Raw genomic sequence first — 20907 nt, forward strand, 5'->3', positions numbered from 1 at the left:
CTCCGTCGCGGCGACGAGTAACCCCATTGGCTGAATAAGGCCAGCGCCGTAACGGCCGATCCCGCGGACCCGATCTCATGGGCGATCAGCGACATTTCGGATGCACGCGTGATTCGCCGGGAAGGTGCCGCACATGATCGTCATCGTCGCCGCGAGGACGGACGCCAGCGCGTCCGCGCTCGCCCGGCGATGGCCGCGGGATGCCGCGCGGGTGCTCACGGCTGACGACCTTGCCTCGCCGGGTTGGCGCGTCTCGGGCGGAAACCCCGCCACGGACCGGGCTGTGGTGCAGGGTGACATCGTGCCGGTGCACCGGATAACCGGGGTCCTGACGCGAATTCCCGCCATCACCGAGGGGGAATTGCCGGTACTGGCGCCGGAGGACCGGAGCTACGCGGCCGGGGAGATGACCGCGTTCCTGTCCTACTGGCTGTCCTCTTTGGACTGTCCAGTGCTGAACCGGCCCAGCGCCGCCGGGCTGTGTGCGCCCGGCTGGCGAAGCGAGCAGTGGGTGCACACCGCCGGCAAGCTGGGCCTTCCGGTGCGGGCACGGCAGCGGCGGGTGCCCGCGTTCGACCCGGCGCGGCCCCCTCCCCACCCGGACCGGCCCGGTGAGCAGGTCACCGTGACCGTCGTCGGGGACCGGTGTGCCGGCGCCGAAGACGAAACTCTGCGGGGCTGGGCTCGTACCTTGGCCGCGGCGGCCGGTGTCGACCTCCTGTCCGTGGTGTTCAGCCGGCCCGGCCCGGCTTTCGTGGACGCCCATCCGTGGGTGGACCTGCACGACGAGGACACGGCCACGGCGATCCTCGACCACTTCACCGCGGGACGGCGACCATGATCATGCTGTGGGGCCTGCTGGAAGACGGTCCGCTCGCGCGTGTTTATCAAGAGCTACAACACGATGACGCGCCCGTCGTCTTCGTCGACCAGCGGGACGTGCTGCACAGCGAAATCGCGCTCGACGTGGGCGCAACGATTTCCGGCACCGTTCGGGTCGCGGGCCGGACGGTCGATGTCGAAGAAGTGACCGCCGCGTATTTGCGCCCGTACGACTCATGGCGCATCGGTGCGGTCGCCCGCGCGGGCCGCGACAGCGCGGAATGCCGGCACGCGCTCGGCTTTGACGACACCCTGTGGCTTTGGGCGGAGCTGACCTCGGCCCGGGTGGTGAACCGGCCCAGTGCGATGGCGAGCAACAGCTCGAAACCCCGGCAGGCCATGACGATCTCAGCACACGGGTTCGGCGTCCCCGACACGCTCATCACCACCGACCCCGACGCCGCCAGAGCGTTCCAGGCGGATCACGGCACCGTCGTGTACAAGTCCGTGAGCGGGATCCGCAGCATCGTGTCGCGGCTGGGGCAGGAGCACGACGATCGCCTGCAGGACGTCGCGTGGTGCCCGACGCAGTTCCAGCAGTACGTACCCGGCGACGACTACCGCGTCCACGTGGTGGGCGATGAGGTGTTCGCCACCCGCATCCAGTCGGCCGCCGACGACTACCGGTACGGCTCGAAGCAGGGCGCCACCGTCGCCATGGAACCGGTGATCCTGCCGCCCGAATGGGCCCAGCGCTGCCGTGCGCTCGCCGCCGATCTGGACTTCGCGCTCGCCGGTATCGATCTGCGGCTCACGCCGGACGGCGAGTGGTACTGCTTCGAAGTGAATCCCTCGCCAGGGTTCACTTTCTACGATCGGCGCGGGCAGGGCATCGGCCGCGCGGTCGCGGGGCTGCTCCGCGAGGAGCCGGCGCGATGACGGGCACGGTGCCGCCCCGGCTGTTCGGGCCACGGATGGCGGTCTGGGGCTATTTCCCGTTCGACAACCGGGTGGTGACCGCCGACGGGAAACGTGCGACGTGGGAATGGGCGATGTCCCAATGGGACGAGGTCGCCAGGGCCGGGCACGCGGTCCGGCTCGTCGTCGCGGAGCAGGCCTACTCCCGGTTGGACACGAACGCTCGCGTCGCCGATGCGAAAGCCCGGTTTTCCGCGTGCCGCGCGGCCGAGCAGCTCGTGTTCGGCCGGGTGTATGTGGCCGGCGGCAAGCTGCAGCCGGGGCAGCCGGGCGAGAAGTTCGACGACCCGCTCCGCCCTGGCCGCCAAGTACCCGGTGTCGCCGACCAGATCGCAGCCTGGCACACCCTGTACGGCGACCAGATCGACGGTATCTACCTCGACTCGGGCCCGACCGCCTGTACCGATCCGTCGGTGGCCGGCGGCGATCCGGTCATCCCGCGGAACTACCGCGCCTATGTCGCGGCGGCTCGCCCCTATTACGTGTTCGTGCAAGCCGCCCAGTACCCGGACGGCGAGGGCTGGCTGCGCGCGCTCGGCGCCGAATTCCTCGAGCTGTGGGAGGCCGGCGTCGCTCCGTACTCGACCAAGTTCGAGGCGAAGGACGCCTGCCATCCGGGGCAGAGCGGTGTCCTGCCCGCTTGGTGGGACGAGGACACGGCGCTGCGCTGGAGCCGGGTGCACGTCGTCGACGACTGCCGGGATTCGGCGACCATGAACACCATGGCGCGGCTCGCGATCGACCGCCGCGGCGCGTGGACGGTCTGGATCACCCGGCCGCGCAGGGACGACACCCTCGGCGCCGTCTACGACTCGCTTCCGCCCTACTGGCTGGACGAAGTCGCGTTCTTCCGCCGCTACGCCGACGACGAGGACCGGGCCGCCAAGTCCACTAAGGACACACAGGACGAGAAGCGGTCCAAGGACGAAGGCGACCAGAAAGGGCAGAAGGACGACAAGGACCACAAGGACGACCCCGACAACAAGGCCAGTAAAGACGACAAGGACGTCCCTGATCAGGTCAAAGATGACAAGGACAACAAAGACAACAAAGAGGCGAAGGACAAGGAGGACGTCAAGGAGGACACCAAGGACGAGCCGGAGCTGACGGATAAGCAGCAGAAGGACACCAAGGATTTCAAGGACGACGACGACAACCCCAAGCCGCTGGAAACGCTCAAGGACTCCGAGCTCGCGTTCAAGGTGCTGGAGACCGTCGGTCTCGACGTGGCTTCGGCGCCGGTGGAACGACCCGAAGCCGAAGCCGGCCGCCCGCTCGGCAGGACCTTCATCCGGCCGCACGAACGTCCGGTGGTGGGGGAAAGCATCGTCGCGGACCCTCCCGGATCGGAGGAGTGATGACCAGCAGCGACCAGCCCGGTCAGTTCACTGTGGACGGTCAGGTCGTCTGCGCGGTACCGGCCGCACTGGCGGAGTTGTTCGTCGAGATCGTCGACCGGAACGTCGGCGGTGACACCGATCTCGGCTCCGCGCGCACCGATGGCCTCGGCCGTTTCCGGGTCACTTTTTCCCACCGTGGCAAGGCGCAGCCCGATCTGCAGGCCCGCGTGCGGACCCAGGAGGGCGGCGCGGTCATCGGCGAATCCGACGTTCACTACAACGCCACCAGCGGCGAAACGCTCGTCGTCGAGCTGCCGGCCGGCTCCGGTCCGGCGTCCGAATTCGACACGCTCACCGGCGCGCTGCGGGCGACCTTCACCGGGCCGCTCGCCGAAGTCGAGGAATCCGGCGCGCGCCAGGACATCACTTATCTGGCAGGCAAAACCGGCTGGGATGCCCGTGCCATCGCGATGCGCGTACTCGCCGATCAGTTCAGTGTGGACAGTGGAGGAACGATTCCGCCGCCGCTGTACTACGCCTTGTTCCGCGCCGGGCTGCCCGCCGATCCGGCCACGCTGTACCGGGCCCATCCCGACTCGGCCGAACGCGCCTGGCGTACGGCCATCGAGCAGGGCGTGATCCCCGGCTTGCTCGAAGCACAGCTCGCGCAGGCGCGCGACTCGTTCAGCTCCCTGTCGGCCGAAAACACGCTCGCGCTCCGGGCCGTTCCCGGCACGTCGTCACTGGCCGAGCTGCTCGACCTGACGTTTCCCGGTGACCAGCAAGCGAAATCGACATTCGCCCGGCTCTACGACCTACACCGGCAGGATCCGGTTTCGCTGTGGGAGCACGTCGAGGAGACATTCGGCCGCCCGGCCACCGACGATCTGCGCCTCAGCGGGCAGCTCGCCGCGCTGACGCTCAACAACGCACCGCTCGTGCGGGCACTGCGCGCCGCTGAGGAAAGCGCTTCCAGCGGAGGGCTGACGGACCCGCTCGAACTCGCCCGGCGCGGCTACTTTCGCGCGGAACGATGGCGTGAGCTGCTGAGCGGCTCGATACCCGAGCAGGTGCGTGGTACGACGCCCGAACAGCGCGAAGCGCAGTATGCCGAGCTGATGGCCGCGCAGGTGCGGCTGAGTTTCCCGACCGCCGTCGTGGCCACTCGGATCGCCGACGGCGACCTGCTGGCCGCCACGCCCCCGCCGCTCCGTGCGGCCGTGCACGAGTTCCTCACCACCAATCTGGGCCGGTTCGAGCTCGGCGTCGAACCGGTCGAGCGCTTCCTCGACCGGAACCCGGAAGCCCGCGCGCGGACGGATACCGACGCGGTGCGGGAAATCAAGCGGGTCCAACGTGTTTACCAGCTCACTCCGCACGACGAGGCCATGCCGGTCCTGCTCGACCATGGCCTCGATTCGGCCTTCACCATCGCGGGGCACGACGAGCAGGCGTTCGTCGAAGCTCGTGCCGCGGATCTGGGCCCCGACGTCGCCCTTGCGGTGCACCGGCGTTCCCGGCAGATCTCGAACGCGGTGAGCAATATCGCGACCAGCTTCCTGACGTCGCGAATGGCGCCCACGCTCGGGGTCCGCAAAGACGCACCGATCCTGGGGCTGGTGAGCGACCCGTCGCCCGATCCCGCCTCCCGCACCCTCGCCGGGCTCTTCGGCGCGCTGGACCACGACGCGTGTGAACAGTGCGAGTCCGTGCTCAGTCCGGCTGCCTATCTGGTCGATCTGCTGCATTTCCTGGACCGCCCGAACGGTTCGGCGAGCCCCCTCGACACGCTGCTCTCCCGCCGCCCCGATCTCGCACACCTGCCCTTGACCTGCGAGAACACCAACACCGCCGTGCCCCATATCGACCTGGTCAACGAGACGCTCGAATACTTCGTCGCTCATGGGTTTTCCCTTTCCGGCTACGAAGGGCACGACACCGCCACCGGCGCGGACTCCGCCGAACTGCTCGCCGATCCGCGGTTTGTCGACGAGTCGGCCTACCGGACACTGGCCGGTGAGTTCTTCCCGCCACCGTTGCCGTTCCACCGCGCGCTCGAACGCAGCCGTCGCTTGTTCGACCAGCTCGGGATTCCGTTGCGGGAAGCCATGATCACCCTGCGGCAGCACGAAGGCGTCGAACGGGACGGGCACAGCTACGGCTGGCGCGACATCATGATGGAGGAGCTCGGCTTGTCGCGGGCCGAACATGGTGTGCTCACCGACGGCACCATCACCCTCCAGCAATTGCTCGGCTTTCCGCCCACGTCCACGGACGTCGTCGCGGCGATGTCAGTGGTCCGGACTTTCTCGGCGCGACTCGGTGTGTCCTATGCAGACATTGTGGAGCTGCTGCGCACACAGGTGCTGAACCCGGGCGGCGCGAGCTCGATCGTGCTCACCTCGGCGGGGGACGACGTGCCGTTCGAGGATCTCGAACTGCGCCGGGTGGACTCGAGCGGCACACGAAAGCCTGTGACACCAACGGATCTCGTGCGGATCGTCCGCTTCGTTCGGCTGTGGCGCAAGCTCGGCTGGACCATTGCGCAGACCGACGCGGCGCTCGTCGCCGTCCACCCGGCGGCCGGCGCTGTCGACCCGGCGACGGGACCGGACGAGGGCTGGCGCACGGCGTTGCTGCGGCTGGGTGTCGTCCATTCCGTCCTGCGCCGGCTCGCGCTGAACCCGGACACCGACCTGCTGAGCCTGCTCGCCTGCTGGGCACCGATCGGCACACACGGCCCGAGTTCCCTTTACCGCAGCCTGTTTTCCCGCGCCGGACAGGAGGATCCGGCGTTCGGCGCCGATGGCCTCGCCGGACCGGCGTCGCCATTGCTCGCCCACGAACCCGCTCTCTGCGCCGCGTTCGGCCTCACCGCCGAGGACTTCGCGCTGATCACCGACGCGCTCGGGTTCGACGCGGCCACCCCGCTCACGCTGGACAACCTCAGCGCCGTGTACCGTCGCGGATGGCTGGCCAGGGCCCTTGGACTGAGCCCGCGCGAATTTCTCACGATCACCAGACTGACCGGACTCGACCCGTTCGCGCCGCCGGAACCACCGCGGCCGGCCGTGCTGAGCCTGCTCGATCTCCTTGATTCGTTGCGGGCCACGGGTCTCACGCCATCGGCCGCGGCCGATCTCTTCTGGCCGCGGGAGCCAGACGAGACCATGGCCTTCGACCTGGCTCGTGCTCTGCGATCGAGCCTGGGCGCAGTCGAAAGCCAGTTCGCCATCGACGATGGGCCGGCCGGGGAACGGACGCAGGACCTGCTCGCCCTGGTCTACGGCACCGCGGCCGCCGAGGCGTTTACCGGGCTGCTGACCGGATCGCTGGCGGTCAGCGTGCCCTACACCCATCCCGTGCCGGAACTCGATCCGGCGATCCTCGATGCCGCCGGGGCGCGGATCGCCTACGACCCGGCCGAGAAAACGTTGTCGTACTCCGGTCCCCTTACCGCTGTGCGGCGCGATGCGCTGATCGCCTTGTCCATCTCGCCGGAGTTCGCCGCAGCGGTCGGGAATTTGTTCCGGGCAAGCGAAGACAGGAAGGTCCGCGACACCGTCTTCGGCGGAAGCGACTTCACCATCGAAAGTCTGCTCACCGACCAACCCGGACTCAGAGCGCTGCTGAAGACCTACGCCGGTTCGGCCGCTGCCCCCGGCGAGAAACTGCGGAACCTGCTCGCGGACATCCTGCCGAAGGTCAAGACCGAACGCGAGCGTCGAGTGGCTTTGGCCGACGTGGTGACGGCGACGCGCGCCGATCCCGCGACCGCCGAGGCGCTTCTGCTCGACGCGGAAGTCCTTGGTGCCGCGGCGGATCCCGAGTCGGCCGCGATCGAGAGCCTGACCGCGTTGCGCGCCGGCGGGCTCGACATCGTGTCCACGGGGCCGGGAATCGTGCAGGCGAGCGGATTTCTCGAAGTTCCGGAAAGTGGGCCGTACCGGATCGGTGTCGACGTCGACAGCCCCGCGACCGTCACCATCACCGTGGACGGCACCGAACTGGAGACCGAGCAGCGAGGGAGCCGGCACCAGAGCGCGGTTTCGCTCGAAGCCGGCCGCCTCATCCCGGTCACGTTCCGGGTCGCGGGCGCGGCAGAGAGTCCACAATGGACATGGCGAGCCGGCGACCGGCCATGGGAGGTCATCCCCGATACCAGGCTCTACCGGTCGACCCTCGTCACCGGCCTGCGGACGGTGCTCGCCTGCTTCCGCGCCGCGCTCGCTATCGGTGAGGCAGTGCGATTCGGTGCCGATGAGCTGACCTACCTCACGAAAAACCCCGACCTGCGGATCGACGGCGCCGGGTGGCTCAACGCGCTTCCGGTGCCCGCCGGCGAGACGGACGGACTGCGCGCGGTCCTGCTCGCCGCACTCGATCTCGCCGCCGTCGAGTCCGCCTTTCCTGGCGGGCGCGGGGTACCGCCGGTGCTCCGGGATCCCGGCGGCGCGCTACCCGAGGGGTGGCAGCCGGGGCCGGTGCACGAGCTTTTGGCCTGGTTCGGCCAAACCGCGGACGATCTCGGTCACCTCGACGTCCTGCATCGGGTCCAGGAGGCCTACGCCCTGTTGTCGCTCCTCGGGATTCCGGTCGCGAGCCTGACCGGCGCGACCACCAACGATCCCGGCAGCGCGGCCGTGCAGGCGTTGCAGGTGGCGCTGCGCTCCCGGGGCGCGGGCCGGCTGGACATCCTCCGTGCGGCGAACGATCCCGTCCGTCAGCTCAGCCGGGACGCGCTCGTCGCGTTCATCCTGCGGGAAATGCGCAACAATCCGGCGACAGCGCATATCGACACGGCCGACAAGCTCTTCGAGACCTTCCTCATGGACGTGCGGATGGAGCCGTGCGCGCAGACTTCCCGCATCCGGCACGCGATCTCGGCTGTCCAGTTGTTCGTCGACCGGGTGCTGATGAACCTCGAGGATCCCGCGGTGCCGCCCTCCGCGGTCAACGCCGAGCATTGGGCGTGGATGAAGCGGTACCGGATCTGGGAAGCGAACCGGCAGGTGTACCTCTGGCCGGAAAACTGGCTGGAGCCTGAGCTGCGCGACGACCAGTCCCCGTTCTTCCGGGAGGCGATGAGCGAACTGCTGCAAAGCGACATCACCGAAGACACCGCCGCGACCGCGCTGCTGAACTACCTGTCGAAGCTGGAAGAAGTGGCGAAACTCGAACCGTGTGGCATCCACTACGTCGAAGGTGAGCCGGTCCGCGGAGACGAGGTCGCGCACGTCGTGGCCCGCACACCCGGCGCGCAACGCCGCTACTACTACCGGCGGCGCGAGTTCGGGACGTGGAGCCCGTGGGAACGGATCGACCTCGACATCGAGGACAACCCGATCAAACCGGTGGTGTGGCGCGGCCGGTTGCTGCTGTTCTGGCTCAGGATCATCAACGACGGGGTGCCGCCCCACCCGGCACCGGGGGTGGAGACGACCGAGCTGACCAGGCTCACCCTGCAGCAGTTGCGTGGCGGCGAGGCCGGTGAGGTGAAGGTCAATCCGCAGGCCGTGTTGTGCTGGAGCGAGTATTACAATGGCCGGTGGCAACCGCCCAAGACGTCGAACGTGCGGGCCCCGACCAGCTTCGGGCAGACATTCAAAAGTACGGGCGAGGGTGCTTTCGACCGCGACATGCTCGTCCTGGGCGAGACGACCGAATCCGATGCCCTCCGGGTGCGCATCCGCGGCAAGGACAACGGCGCGTCCTTCGAATCGTCGTTCCTGCTGTTCAATACCCACAGCCTGCCGCAGCGCCGGGAGGACCGGCGAGACGATCCACCCGATATCGAGAATTTCGCCCACCTCATCCGCGACATCAAACGCGTGGACGACACTCTCACCGTCGATTACCGCACCGAGTCGACGTTGACCAGCCGGAATGTCATTTCATGGCGGGAAGACGGCCCGTTGCGCATCACCGCGCCGTTCCACGTCGCGTACTTCTCCGACGAGCTGCAACAGAGCCTGCTGCGCAATCCGTGGGAAGCCCCGTTCTTCTTCGAGGACACCAGGCACACGTTCTACGTGACCACCGATCGTCCACATCGGACACCGATGGACGACGATGGTTTCGGGTTGCCGCCCTCGTTCATCGAACCCGTCGAGATCCCGCCGCTCACCACGAACCTGCCGGCGCTACCGGACAGCCCGGCCATCACCGCACGGCTGGACACGCCGGACCCCGTGGTGTTCAACGGCTTTGACATCACGCCCGGCGGCAGGTCCCGGGAAAGGGCGCGTGATCATGACTGAACCGAACCGCCGCGCCGGGTTCCACGAGCTCGCCGACGCCCGTCGCGTCGCCGAGAACGACCTCGGGCCCGAAACCGCGTCGTCCTATGCCTACACCTTCGAGAACTTCTTCCACCCCTTCGTCGGCCAGCTCATCGAGAAGCTGAATACGAGCTCCGGGGTGGCGGGGCTGCTCGATCCTGCGTTCCTCGGCAGCCTGGACAAACAGTTCTTCGCCGACTTCTACACCCCTGCCGCCGGAACCACGGTCAACTCCGGCCACCTGGAGATCGACCTCAGCGTGGGCGGGCCCTACGCCAACTACAACTGGGAACTGTTTTTCCACGTCCCGCTCACGATCGCGGTGCACCTGAGCAACAACCAGCGGTTCGCCGAGGCGCAGCAGTGGTTCCACCACATCTTCGACCCGATGAACAACGACACCACCGTCGCCCCGCCCGCTCGTTACTGGAAGTTCCTGCGTTTCCGGCAGGCGACCGACGTGCAGAACATCGACGATCTGGTGCGCCTGCTGAGTATTCCCGGCTCGACCGCCGACGAGGTGCTCTCGGGATACGAGGCGATCAAGGACGCTCCGTTCCACCCGCACCGGGTCGCGGCGACCCGCACCATCGCGTACCAGTACCAGGTGGTGATGAAGTACCTCGACAACCTGATCGCCTGGGGCGACAGCCTTTTCCGCGAGGACACCGCGGAATCGGTCGCCGAGGCCACCCAACGTTACGTGCTGGCCGCCAACATCCTCGGCGACCGTCCACAACGGACTCCGCGGCGCGGCACGCGTGCCGCGAAGACTTTCGCTCAGCTGCGCAAGAAACTGGGCGAGATCGGGGACGCGCTCGTCGAACTGGAAGCCCAGTTCCCGTTCAACCTCACGCTGGGATCCTCCGGCGGCAGCGGCCTGCCGGGCGCCGGCATCGGCCGGACCCTGTACTTCTGCGTGCCCCGCAACGACCGGCTGCTGGCCTATTGGGATCGGGTGGACGACCGCCTGTTCAAGGTGCGCAACTGCCTCAACCTGGACGGGGTCGAACGCCAGCTCGCCCTGTTCGACCCCGCGATCGAACCGGGCCTGCTGGTCAAGGCCGCGGCCGCGGGGATCGACACGAGCGTCGCGGCGGCCGAGCAGCTGCAGCCGACCGGCCCGCTGCGCGGTACTTTCCTGCTGCAGCAAGCGATCGAGCTCACCGGCGAGGTGCGCGCGCTCGGCAGCGGTCTGCTGAGCGCGATCGAGAAGGCGGACGCCGAAGACCTCGCGTTGCTGCGCCAGGGACACGAGCTCAAGGTCCAGCAACTCGCGCAGGAGGTGCGGTTCCTGCAGTGGCGCCAAGCCCAGTCCGTGACGGACGCGTTGCTGCGTACCCGTGAGGTGGCGTTGGAGCGCCTGCGTTTCTACCGCCGGTTGCTCGGTCTCGCGTCCACCGAACCCGACACGTTCGTCATCGCGCGACCGCCGACGCCCGACGCGCAACCCCTGCTGACCGAGGACAGCTTCGACGAGGTGTACGCGGCGATCGTCGGCCGGTACGACGTCGCCGTCCCCGTCCAGGGCTACCCGCCGCTGAAACTCGTGGGCGAACAGTCGCCGTCGAGCAGCTCCGGTGCTTCGGGCACCGGGCGGCTCAATCTCACTACCAATGAGGACCAGGAACTCAACAAGCATCTGCCCGCGGCCAGAGACCTGCACCTGGCGTCGTCAGTGGTCGACACCGTCGCGTCCGTGCTGGCCTTCATTCCCGATCTCGATATCGACCTGCACTTCTGGGGACTCGGCCTGCACAGTGAGGTCTTCGGGGGCGCGAAACTGTCCGACGCGGGCAAGATCGCCGCCGGCATCATCCGCACCATCGCCTCCTGGGAACAGGACCAAGCCGGGATGGCCGCGCGGACCGCGGGTTACGAGCGGCGCGCCGACGAGTGGACGATGCAGCACAACCTGGCCGCACGGGAACTGGCCCAGCTCGGCCGCCAGCTCCTCAGCTCGATCATCGCCGAACAGGCCGCGCACCGGGAGTACCTGAACGTCAAACAGGTGCAGGACCAGGTGCGGGAAGTCACCCGCTTCCTGCAGGCCAAGTTCACCAACCGGGAACTCTATGGCTGGCTGCAAGGTGAACTGACCCGGCTGTACTACGACTACTACCGTTTCGCCCTCGATGTGGCGCGCAAGGCGGAACAGGCGCTCAACCGCGAACTGATGCCCGAAAAGCCTTCCCAGTACGTCAAAGCCCAGTACGGGGACGGCGGACGCCGCGGCCTGCTGGCGGCCGAAACGCTCATGCTCGACCTGCGGCGCCTCGACCTCGCGCATCGCGAAAACCGCAGCCGTGAATACGAACTCGTCAAGCACGTGTCCGTCGCCGAGCTCGATCCGTTGGCTTTACTGCAACTCAGGGCGACCGGCTCGTGCCAGCTCGCGATCCCGGAAGCACTGTTCGATGTGGACTGTCCTGGCCACTATCTTCGTCGTCTGCGGCGGGTCAGCGTGTCGATCCCGGCCGTCGCCGGCCCCTACACGAGTCTCAATTGCACCCTGTCGCTGCTGCGAAGCTCGGTGCGGACCACAGCCGGCGGCGGGCAGTACGCCCGCCAGGACGGACAGGACGACCGCTTCACCGACTACGCCGGCACCATCCAGTCGATCGTGACCAGCGATGGGCGGGATGACAGCGGCTTGTTCGACCCCACCGCCCGAGACGAGCGATACCTTCCGTTCGAGGGTGCGGGTGCGATCAGCTCGTGGCGGCTCAGCCTGCCCTCGGAATTTCGCCAGTTCGACTACGACACCATTCCCGACGTGATCCTGCATCTGCGCTATACCGCCCGCGAAGGCGGTGCGGCGCTTCGCGATGCCGCGGTGCGGCGGGTGAACGAGCTGGTGTCCGCGGCTCAGGCGGCCGGCTCCGCCCGAATGTTCTCGATCCGGCGCGAATTCGCCGCCGAATGGGCCGGGTTCACCGCGACCGCACCAGGTGGCCGGGCCGAGCTGACGGCGCCGCTGCGCGAGGAGCATTACCCGTTCTGGTCGCGCGGGCGCGCCAGGCAGGTGCGCGGAATCGAGTTGCTCGCCGTGGCCGCGCCGTCCACCGAGTCGGTGCGGGTCTTCGCCGGGCCCGAGCCGTCCGCGGGTGTGGACGTGCTCCGCAGGGACCCGGCCTTCGGCGGCCTTCTCCGCGGCGAGCTGACGAACATTCCGTTGCCCCAGGCGATCGGTGACCTCAGCCTCTTCTTCGACGACACCTCGCTGCAGGACCTGTGGCTGATCCTCACCTGGGGCGGCTGAGTCCGAAGTAGACGGTCACTCGAGGATCCAGCGGGCGACCTTCTTCGCCGCCTGCTCGACGACTTCCTCGGCCTCCTCGATGAGATGTTGCTCGGCGACCCGGACCTTCGGCCCGCCGACCTCCTCCGCGACCACTCGCACCTTGTTCGCGGTGTCCGCGACCTTGGCGGTCGGCTCGGCGGCTTCCGCGACCGCGGGAACCCAGACCGGCGCGGTGGTGACGGCGACCGCGACGACGGTTCCGGCGATCACTTGATGCGAAAGACCGGCGGGCTGGCGGTTCGTGGAAAGGAAAGAGTCGTTCGGTTTCACGGCGATCCAGCCGGCCGCGCGATCCACCGGGTTCGCCTTGCTGCCGGTGTTTTTCGCGTACTCCGCCGCGGCCTGCTCACGGGTGATCCAGGTCGGCGCCGCGTTCGGGTTGATCTTCCTGACCATATTCTCGTGGCCCGGCGCGTCCGCATACTGGCCCTCTATCCAGGCCTTCCACAGTGCGGCACTGGCTGTGGCCGGCTTGTTCTCCGTCGCACGATGGCTCTGGCTGCCGTGGACGTGGTGCAGGTTGCCGGGTTTGATCTCGCCGCTGAAACCCGCGGTGAACGCGATGTCCTCGCGGAACTGGCCGTGGCCCGGCGGTGGCGCACCGGCGCTTTTGATGATCTTGAACCGGGCGCCCTCCTCCTGAATTCGCTTGTCCGCCAGTAGTTCGTTCGCCGTGAGGTCCTCCGGCTGCTCGCCCTTCGCCTCCGTCGCCACCCAGTCTCCGTGCGGATCCTGGTAGAAGCGGTCGAAGCGCCGGTTGACGACAGTGCCGTCGCGGAGCGTGATCTCCACGGAGGTCTCGGTGTTGAACCCGATGCCCTTCTTGTCCAGTGTGGGGTCGATCGTGGCGACGAGAACCGATCCCTCCGACGCGCCTTTCGGGTCGGTTCCGGCCGGATCGGCGAAGACGACGGGGGAGTTCCGGCAGTAGCGGTAGAGATTCGTGCCGTCGACGAGCCCCGCCGGATCAGGGCTCACCCACCGCCCCAGCCACGGGGCGTAGGAGCGGGCGCCGTGCAAGGCGAACCCGGTCTCGTCGTCCCGCTCCTTCCCGGTGTACCGGTACCGTTTGAGGCTGACTTCGGCGCCGCTGCGTCCACTTTGGAATGCAGTGGTGCCGAACGGGTGGTAGTCCTCGTAGGTGATCAGCCCGCCGTCCTGGTCCAGTTCCACCCGGGCCGAACCGGCATGGTCGGCCAGCTGATAACGGATCGCGGGCGCGCCCGTGGCCGTCGTCTCGACGAGCGCGATCCGACGTGCCGTGTCCCGCATGTGCAGTGTTTCCCGTTCGAGGGCAACGGTTCCCGCGCGGTACTCGCGGTAGATCTCGTAGCCGCCCACCTGGATCCGTTCGTTCTTGCGGGCGCCGCGCGCCGTTTCGGTGACCTTCCGCAGCCGCTGACCGGCCGCATCGTAGACGTAGTAGGTGGTTTCGGGCGTTCCCGCGTTCACCACCTGTCGCGCGGTCGCGCTCAGCTGGTTCCGGTGGTTCCAGCGCATCAGCGGCAGCTGCGCCATCGCGGTGATGTTTCCCCGCGCGTCGTACCCGTACTTCGCGCGATAACCGCCTTCCGCCACGTAATCCGGCAAATCGTCGGCGTCTTCGGGCAGGCTCGTCGCCAGCAGGCGGTTGCTGTCCACTGCGTACTGGTACCGGCGTTGCCACAGCACCTGCCCCGGCTGATCGACGTCGGGCCCGTCGTGGTGGACCAGCCGCATGAGGTTTCCGGCCGCGTCGTACCGGAAACGCTCGACGTAGCCGCGTAACCCCTGCAGATCGTTCGGATGGACGCGGTTCCCGGCGAACGGGTAGTCCCGCAGACTGCCACCGTCCGCGCCGAGTGCGAACGCCGTCTGTCCACTGTGCTCACGGCCGCTCGCGCCGATCAGCCGGTAACGGGCGTCGTAGACGTAGCGTCGTGCGGTGGCGGCGCGGGCGGTGGTGACTGTCGCGAGGTCGTCGATCTCCGTGATGTTGCCGACCGGGTCGTAGGTGTACCGCAGGTCCTGCACCACAGCCGGATCTGCGAACAGCGCCGTCGCGATGGCGGGCCGGGTGGTGCGCAGTGCGGTCAACCGGAACGTGTCCGGGTCGTAGTCGTACCGGGTCGTCGCACCATTGCCATAGTCGATGCGCACTCGCTGGCCCTTGGCGTTGTAGTCGACGTTCGTGACGAAGGCGGTCACCGCGCCGTCCCGGGTCACCTCCACCCGCTCCACCAGGTTGGCCTCGTTGAACACGAGGTGCTGGACGCTGCCGTCCGGCGTTGTCGTGCTCACCGGACGCTTGAGTGCGTCGTATCCGGCCTTTGTGGACAGTCGTGCCGGTTCGAGCAACGGTTCTGCGGCCGAGGCGATCTCGGCGAGGTCGGTCAGGGGGCCGAGCGCGGACCAGTCCGCCACCGTGCGGTACTCGAGAGCGAACCGCCGTTCGGTCTCGGTCAGGTTGCCCTCGAAGTCGTACCCCGCCTTGGTTTCCACGCCCGCACCGTCGTAGACCTGATACAGCCGCCCGCGCAGGTTCGCACCGGCATCGGGATGCGCCTCACCGTAGACGCGGCGCTCGACGAGCACCTCGGTAGCCGGCACCGGGTCACGGGATTCGCCGGACAGGGTGGTATCGCCGCTCGCGGTGACGAACACCCCGACCGGCCGCCGGAGCTCGTCGTAACTCAAGCGGGTACGGAAAGCGTTTTCAGACCAGCGAAACAGCGGCTCGTTGGCCGCGTCGGGGAGGGTCCAGCGGTCACCCGCGTCCACGCTGTGCTGGAACAGCGGCCTGCCGAGAAGGTCGTAACACGGTGTGTGGCCTTGTGGCGCCAGGTTATCCGGATCGTCGAAGCGGTGTACACCCTCCGGCAGCAGCGGCACGACCTGTTGTGCCACCCGGATTCCGCGCGCGTCCTGCAGCCACAACGCCTTGCCTTCCGCGTCGAGCCTGCTGAACGTGACGTCCTTGGTGTCGACCCCGTCCACGCGGTTGTGTTCGATCGCGACGACCGTGCGCCCGAGGCTGTCGAGCATCGCGACCGCAGGAGTTTCCGCGTGCGCGGCGGCGAGCCGCGCGGCGCGACGGTCAGCGGCGGCTGATGCGGCGGACATCCGTGCGAACCAAGCGTTTCCGGGCTCGAGCACCGTGTCGTTCGGATCGTGGCTGATGACCTGCCACGGCGAGAAGTCGACTCTGCTGTACGAGCCGTCGGGCGAGTCGCGCCGGATCTGACGGCCCGCGGCGTCGTAGAAGAGAATCGGCGTGACACCGGCCTCCCGCGGCTCCTCGAACCGGTGGCCCACCTCGGGCGCGCTGAAGTACGGCTCGTACTGCTTGACCGGCTTGCCCTTGTTGTTCAGCACCGTCCGACCCGTCGCGATCCACCGCGGCGGACCCCCTGGCCGCTCCGGTTCGGCTTGGTTCTTCCGCACCAGGACGTTCCCACCGCCGTCGGAGTATTCGAACGTGGTCTGCACCGGACTGTCCACATCGGAGTGCCGCTCGCGGGCGATGCCGGCCGCGCACGGTGGATGTGTCGCCCAGACAACCGTATCGTCCGTTGTGGACTCGCCAAAGTGGTACAGGTAACGCATGGTCGCCGTGGACAGCAGTTCCCGCGCCCGCGCCGGGTCGTAATCCTCGCCGCGGAAGAAATCCGCCGTGCCCGTCTCGTCGAAGTCGAAAGCGGCGAGCGAATCCCCTTCCCCGTTCTTGCCGCCCACCGCTAGTGCGACGGGCATCCCCAGCACGTCGAACTGCATCTGGGAGGTGGTGCCGTTCGAGTCGCGGATCGCTCGCGGTGTGAGCACCCGGAAGTCGAAGGCGAGGACTTCGGTGCGGTTACCGAGCGGGTCGGTACTCGACCGCACCCGCAGGTCATGCGAGTCGTACTCGACTTGCGTCACCGTGCCGAACGCGTCGGCGAAGCGCGTGGGCTGGAAGAAATGCCGCGACGCGTCCGTGGCGTAACCGGCCACCCCGGAACAACGCCAGTACTGCCCGGCGGTGGTGAGGTAGCCGCTGGTCTTCGCATCACCGAGCGCGGTGAGGACGTCGGGGGTCAGCTTGTTCCCGAGAATCGCCGTCAGCAGGGGGCTGGTGAACGCCAAGGTGTATGTCTCGTAAGGCAAAGCTCGTGCGCCGAGCGTGCCGAGTGCCGCGGGGCTGGTCAGTGTTTCGTCGAAGAACAGGGAACGGACGTGTTCCAGCAGCCGTTTCTGACTGTCCACAATGGTCCCGGATGACTGGTAGCGTGGGCTCAGCCGGTAGCCGCGCAACTCGGCCAGGGTGAAGTAATCGCCTGCGGCGGGACGCATTTCGGTCAGCTCGTAGGTCTCCACCTCACAGGGAAGGCGGACGCGGTGGCTGTCCGGCTGAGGCGGCGGATCATCGGTGTAGCGCGTCTCGGTGTAGGACAGGTGCATTTCGCCTTGTACAGCGGAAACCAGCTCGTGCACTCCGTTTGTCAGCAGCCGGTCGGTGGGCGGGGCCGACCGCCGCGGGTAGCCCACAGTGACGGCCTGCCGGATGTTGCCGAACTCGTCGACGTCGAGGTTCAGGGTGTGCGTGACCCGGGGATCGGGCGTGACAGGTGACGCACGCAGATCCAACTCGTAGTGGTAGCCGATCGTTTCGCTCTCGGTCACATGGAAGACGGCGTGCCGGTTGCCCGCTTGTGGTTGCAGCAGGCGGATATGGCAGGCGTGCGAGGTCGCCGAGAGGATCTTGACAGGGTCCTGCCGGCCTTCCGTGAGCCCGGCGACATCGAGCTCGTAGACCTCCTGCCGCAACGGCGTGCCACGGCACGCACGCAATGCTTCACGTCGTTCGCCGGTCGTGAGGGCCGCCAGATCCGGATCCGGGTCGGGGAGCACGTGTTCGCGGAAGCCACCGAGCACCTGCCCGCCCGGTTCCCTGTCCTCGAACCAGTTCGGGAAGTACTCGCGCTGGAAGGGATGCAGCGGCAGCTCGCCGTCGAGCTGCGCGCCGGTGTGGTACCACGTCACGGTTTTCACCGGCGGCTGGTACAGCCGGTGGTCCGGGGTGACGAACGGGCTGTTCGCGTTGGTACCACTGAAAGTTCCGTAGTCCTCGACGTCGACCTGCTCGACCCGGCCGAACCCACCGAACTCGCGTTCGGTCCCGTCGTAGTATCCGTGGTGATAGCTGTAGGTGCTGGCGAAACTGGTACCGCGCCACTTGTCGCGCACGGTCACCCGCGCCACCACGTGCACGGGAAACGGCAGCTTGGTCCGCCACGGTGTGCCGGCCCGCTGGTCCTGGAGGTAGTACTTCGTCGACGGCTGGTATTCGATCTCCGTCTCCATGCCGAGGTTGTTCCTCGTGGTGATCAGCAGGTGCGGTTTCCCGCCGCTCATCAGGTCGAGATAGCGCAGCGAACGCGACGCGTCGGCCGGTAGCGCGGAGGACCAGACCAGACACGCGGTGCCTTTGCCGAGCAGGTCGATGGCGGTGACGTCCGCGGGTGGCCGGATCGGCAGCGGCACCGGCGCGGCCCAGCTGTTGCCGCTCTGGTTGAACCACACGCGCACTTCGTTGGGGTGCAAGTAAATGAGGTCGGTGGTACCGGATCCGTCGACATCGGCCAGCAGCACGCGTCGCTGGTCGAACTGGCCGGGCCGGTCGGACGGCGCACCGTCCATCGTGATCTTCGGCCCGAACCGGCCGTAGCCGAGATTCGGCCAGTAACACACCTCGCCGTTGCGGATCCGGACCAGATCGGCCAGGCCGTCCCCGCTCATGTCCGCCAGCCGCACCGACTCCGTCCCGTCCGAGAAGAGCAGTACCGGCCCCGTTTCCTCGTCCCGCGATGTCCTAACGCGACACTCCGGCCCGAAGCCCTCCGTGCCGAGTGACGGGTACCAGCTCGCCGTGTCGTCCCCGGTGATCAGGATGTCGGCGAGCCCGTCCCCGTCGAGGTCGGTGAACCTGAGATTCGGGTCGGCCCAGTCGATCCGGGGCAGTGCGCGAAAAGCGGTGAAGGGTTCCCATCCGCCGTCCGTGGTACGCCGGGCAAATCCCGCGTCGTGTCCGGTGAAGCGGACCACGTCGGGCCGGCCGTCGGCGGCCAGGTCGAGCAGTTGCACGCCCTGGCTCAGCGAGAGGCCCGGGGGCGGGGTGACCGGTTCGCTCGGCCCGAGCCGGGCCGCCGTCTGCTCCAGCGGGCTCAGGTTTCGCTTGTACAGCCATGCGCCGCCTTGTTCCGTGAGGACGCCCGGCAGCCCGTCACCGTCCAGATCCAGCCAGCGAAACTGCGTGCCGTCCAGGCCGATCGGAAGGTTCTCGGCGCTGTCCCCGGCCAATTCACGCGGCGTGGGGTCGAGAACCGCTTCACTGTACCCGAATTCCGTCGGCGGATGGGCCTGGCTGCGATACCCGGCGTCGTCGCGCCGGTATCCGCGCCGGGTCACCTTTTCGAGCTTCGCGTAGCCCTGACTGCTTTCGTGCGAATAATCGAAGTCCGTCGAACCGACCAGACAATCACGCCCGATTTCCGGTTCGTCAGGGAAATGGTGGAACATCAGCCCACGGCGGCACAGGCGGTGCGTGCGGACCTCGAAACCGGCGCGGTGCACCGAAAACGCGTCCGGCCTTGCCTGCCAGCCCGGTGCGTCCGCCGGAACCGGGACCTGTGCGTCGTGCTCGCCGTAGTCGAGCACGAATTCGAAGAACCACTGGTCGTCCGCGGGCAGGGGTGGCCACGCGGTGTCGGGGGCGAGCTCTGGCAGGTACGGGTCGTGGTTGCCGTAGCGGATCCGTTTCAGGTAGCGGTTCGCCCGTCGTTCCCGGCCTCGCTCGTAGACCTTCGCGGCGTCGACGTTGTCGTCGTTCTCGCCCTTGTACTCGTAGGCCATGACGTTTCCCTTGTCGTCATGGCTCACACAGATCAGCCAGCTGAATATCCGCGCCGCGTCGGCGGGGTCGGCGATCCGGGATTCCGGCGCCCTGCCGTACCAGGTGGTGATGTTGTCGCGGGAAATCGACCGCCAGCTGACGTCGGCCGGGTCGGCGGTATTCGTCCACCGTTCGATGCGCGCGAACAGGCCCTCGACGCGCGGACGGTAGCGCCGGATGCGGTACCGGACACCACCGACCGTGCGTGACGACGGCTCTTCCATGACCGGTACCAGGTCTTCGGCGCCCGACAGCACGAACACATCGGACTCGGCGTCGTCGTCGTAGCGGGGCAGCCCCTTGCCGGTGCCTCGAGTGATCGCGGGCAGCGCGAGCCGCCACCCCAGCCCGAACGGCCCGTTGCCGGTGCCCGAGTCGTAGCTGAGCGCCAGCCGGGGCTCGAATTCCGACCGGCCGGGGCTCACCGCGAGCGGCACGGTCATGACGCCCGTGCCGGTCGCCGGGCTCGCCGTGAACTTCTCGCCCATCCCCCCGATCGCGCCGCCGCCCTTGGGCAGCGCGACGCTGGGCGGGGCCTGCCCCGCTGGGCCCGCAACGTCGCTCATGGGCACGTCCCTCGCTTTCGGACACCGAGCATCGCTCAATGGGAATTCGCGGGAAGGACTGCCGAAGTTACATTCGCACGTGGTCCGGCACGCTCTGTCACACTGGACCGCATGGCACCCCCGTCGTCTTCTGGCGAGTCGTCCGATGTGAATTCCTTGCGCCTGACGCATGCACTGTGGCAATTGGACAAGGCGCTCAACCGGACGATGGACGAGGCACTGCAGCCGCTCAAACTGACTCGCAACCAGTTCGGCACGCTCAACCGGCTGATGGCCGAAGGGGCGTTGTCGGCGGCCGATCTGGCGCGTGCTTCCGAGCTGCGGCCGCAGACGATCGCGGCGACGATCAATGGCTTGCTGGAGCGCGGCTTGATCGAGCGGCGCCCGCATCCGGTGCACGGCCGCGTCCTGCTGGTGTCGGTGACGGAACAGGGATACGCGCTGTGGAAGGAGGCGGATGCACGGGTCTCGTCGATCGACGACCGGCTGCGGTCGGTGCTGGGGAAAGCCGATTTCAGGGACATGAAGGACCGCGCGTGGGTGCTGGTGAAGGAGCTGGGCGGATCCACCGGGACGGCGACACCACTGTGGCGTTCCTGACCGGCGAACAGGCTTCTTGACCACCCCTAGATATTCGATACTCTGTCAACATGACAGAGTGGCTGTTTCGGCACGCTGGAGGAAATCCCGCTCGTACCGGGCGAACCGA

Annotated in this window: 7 protein-coding genes; 6 read left to right on the forward strand and 1 reads right to left on the reverse strand. The window is 67.8% G+C overall.

Annotated features, from left to right (window positions below; translation table 11 throughout):
• Positions 1 to 133 precede the first annotated feature (133 nt).
• The 5 genes from GKO32_RS14825 to GKO32_RS14845 are packed head-to-tail and all read left to right on the forward strand — an operon-like array spanning position 134 to position 12683.
• Positions 134 to 841 carry a hypothetical protein gene (locus GKO32_RS14825; RefSeq protein WP_154757447.1) on the forward strand — a complete coding sequence of 236 codons (708 nt, stop codon included), beginning with the start codon at positions 134 to 136 and terminating at the stop codon, positions 839 to 841.
• Positions 838 to 1761 carry an ATP-grasp domain-containing protein gene (locus GKO32_RS14830; protein ID WP_154757448.1) on the forward strand — a complete coding sequence of 308 codons (924 nt, stop codon included), beginning with the start codon at positions 838 to 840 and terminating at the stop codon, positions 1759 to 1761. The genes GKO32_RS14825 and GKO32_RS14830 overlap by 4 nt, the downstream gene beginning before the upstream one ends.
• The gene (locus GKO32_RS14835; RefSeq protein ID WP_154757449.1) at positions 1758 to 3158 is read left to right on the forward strand and encodes a hypothetical protein; all 1401 of its coding nucleotides are present in this window, start codon (positions 1758 to 1760) and stop codon (positions 3156 to 3158) included. Before GKO32_RS14830 ends, GKO32_RS14835 begins: the two co-directional genes overlap by 4 nt.
• Positions 3158 to 9400, forward strand: coding sequence for a neuraminidase-like domain-containing protein (locus GKO32_RS14840; RefSeq protein WP_154757450.1), 6243 nt, complete (start codon positions 3158 to 3160; stop codon positions 9398 to 9400). Before GKO32_RS14835 ends, GKO32_RS14840 begins: the two co-directional genes overlap by 1 nt.
• The gene (locus GKO32_RS14845; RefSeq protein WP_154757451.1) at positions 9393 to 12683 is read left to right on the forward strand and encodes a Tc toxin subunit A-related protein; all 3291 of its coding nucleotides are present in this window, start codon (positions 9393 to 9395) and stop codon (positions 12681 to 12683) included. The genes GKO32_RS14840 and GKO32_RS14845 overlap by 8 nt, the downstream gene beginning before the upstream one ends.
• A 15-nt stretch (positions 12684 to 12698) precedes the next feature.
• Here GKO32_RS14845 and GKO32_RS14850 read toward each other — a convergent pair whose 3' ends face one another.
• Positions 12699 to 20198: a SpvB/TcaC N-terminal domain-containing protein gene (locus tag GKO32_RS14850; protein ID WP_166459562.1), complete on the reverse strand. Its 7500-nt coding sequence runs from the start codon at positions 20196 to 20198 to the stop codon at positions 12699 to 12701.
• A gap of 111 nt (positions 20199 to 20309) precedes the next feature.
• On the opposite strand from GKO32_RS14850, the gene GKO32_RS14855 reads away from it, so the two are divergent.
• Positions 20310 to 20798: a MarR family winged helix-turn-helix transcriptional regulator gene (locus GKO32_RS14855; RefSeq protein ID WP_154757453.1), complete on the forward strand. Its 489-nt coding sequence runs from the start codon at positions 20310 to 20312 to the stop codon at positions 20796 to 20798.
• Positions 20799 to 20907: the final 109 nt, after the last annotated feature.

It is taken from the genome of Amycolatopsis pithecellobii, assembly GCF_009707865.1.
Classification (GTDB): Bacteria; Actinomycetota; Actinomycetes; order Mycobacteriales; family Pseudonocardiaceae; genus Amycolatopsis_E; species Amycolatopsis_E pithecellobii.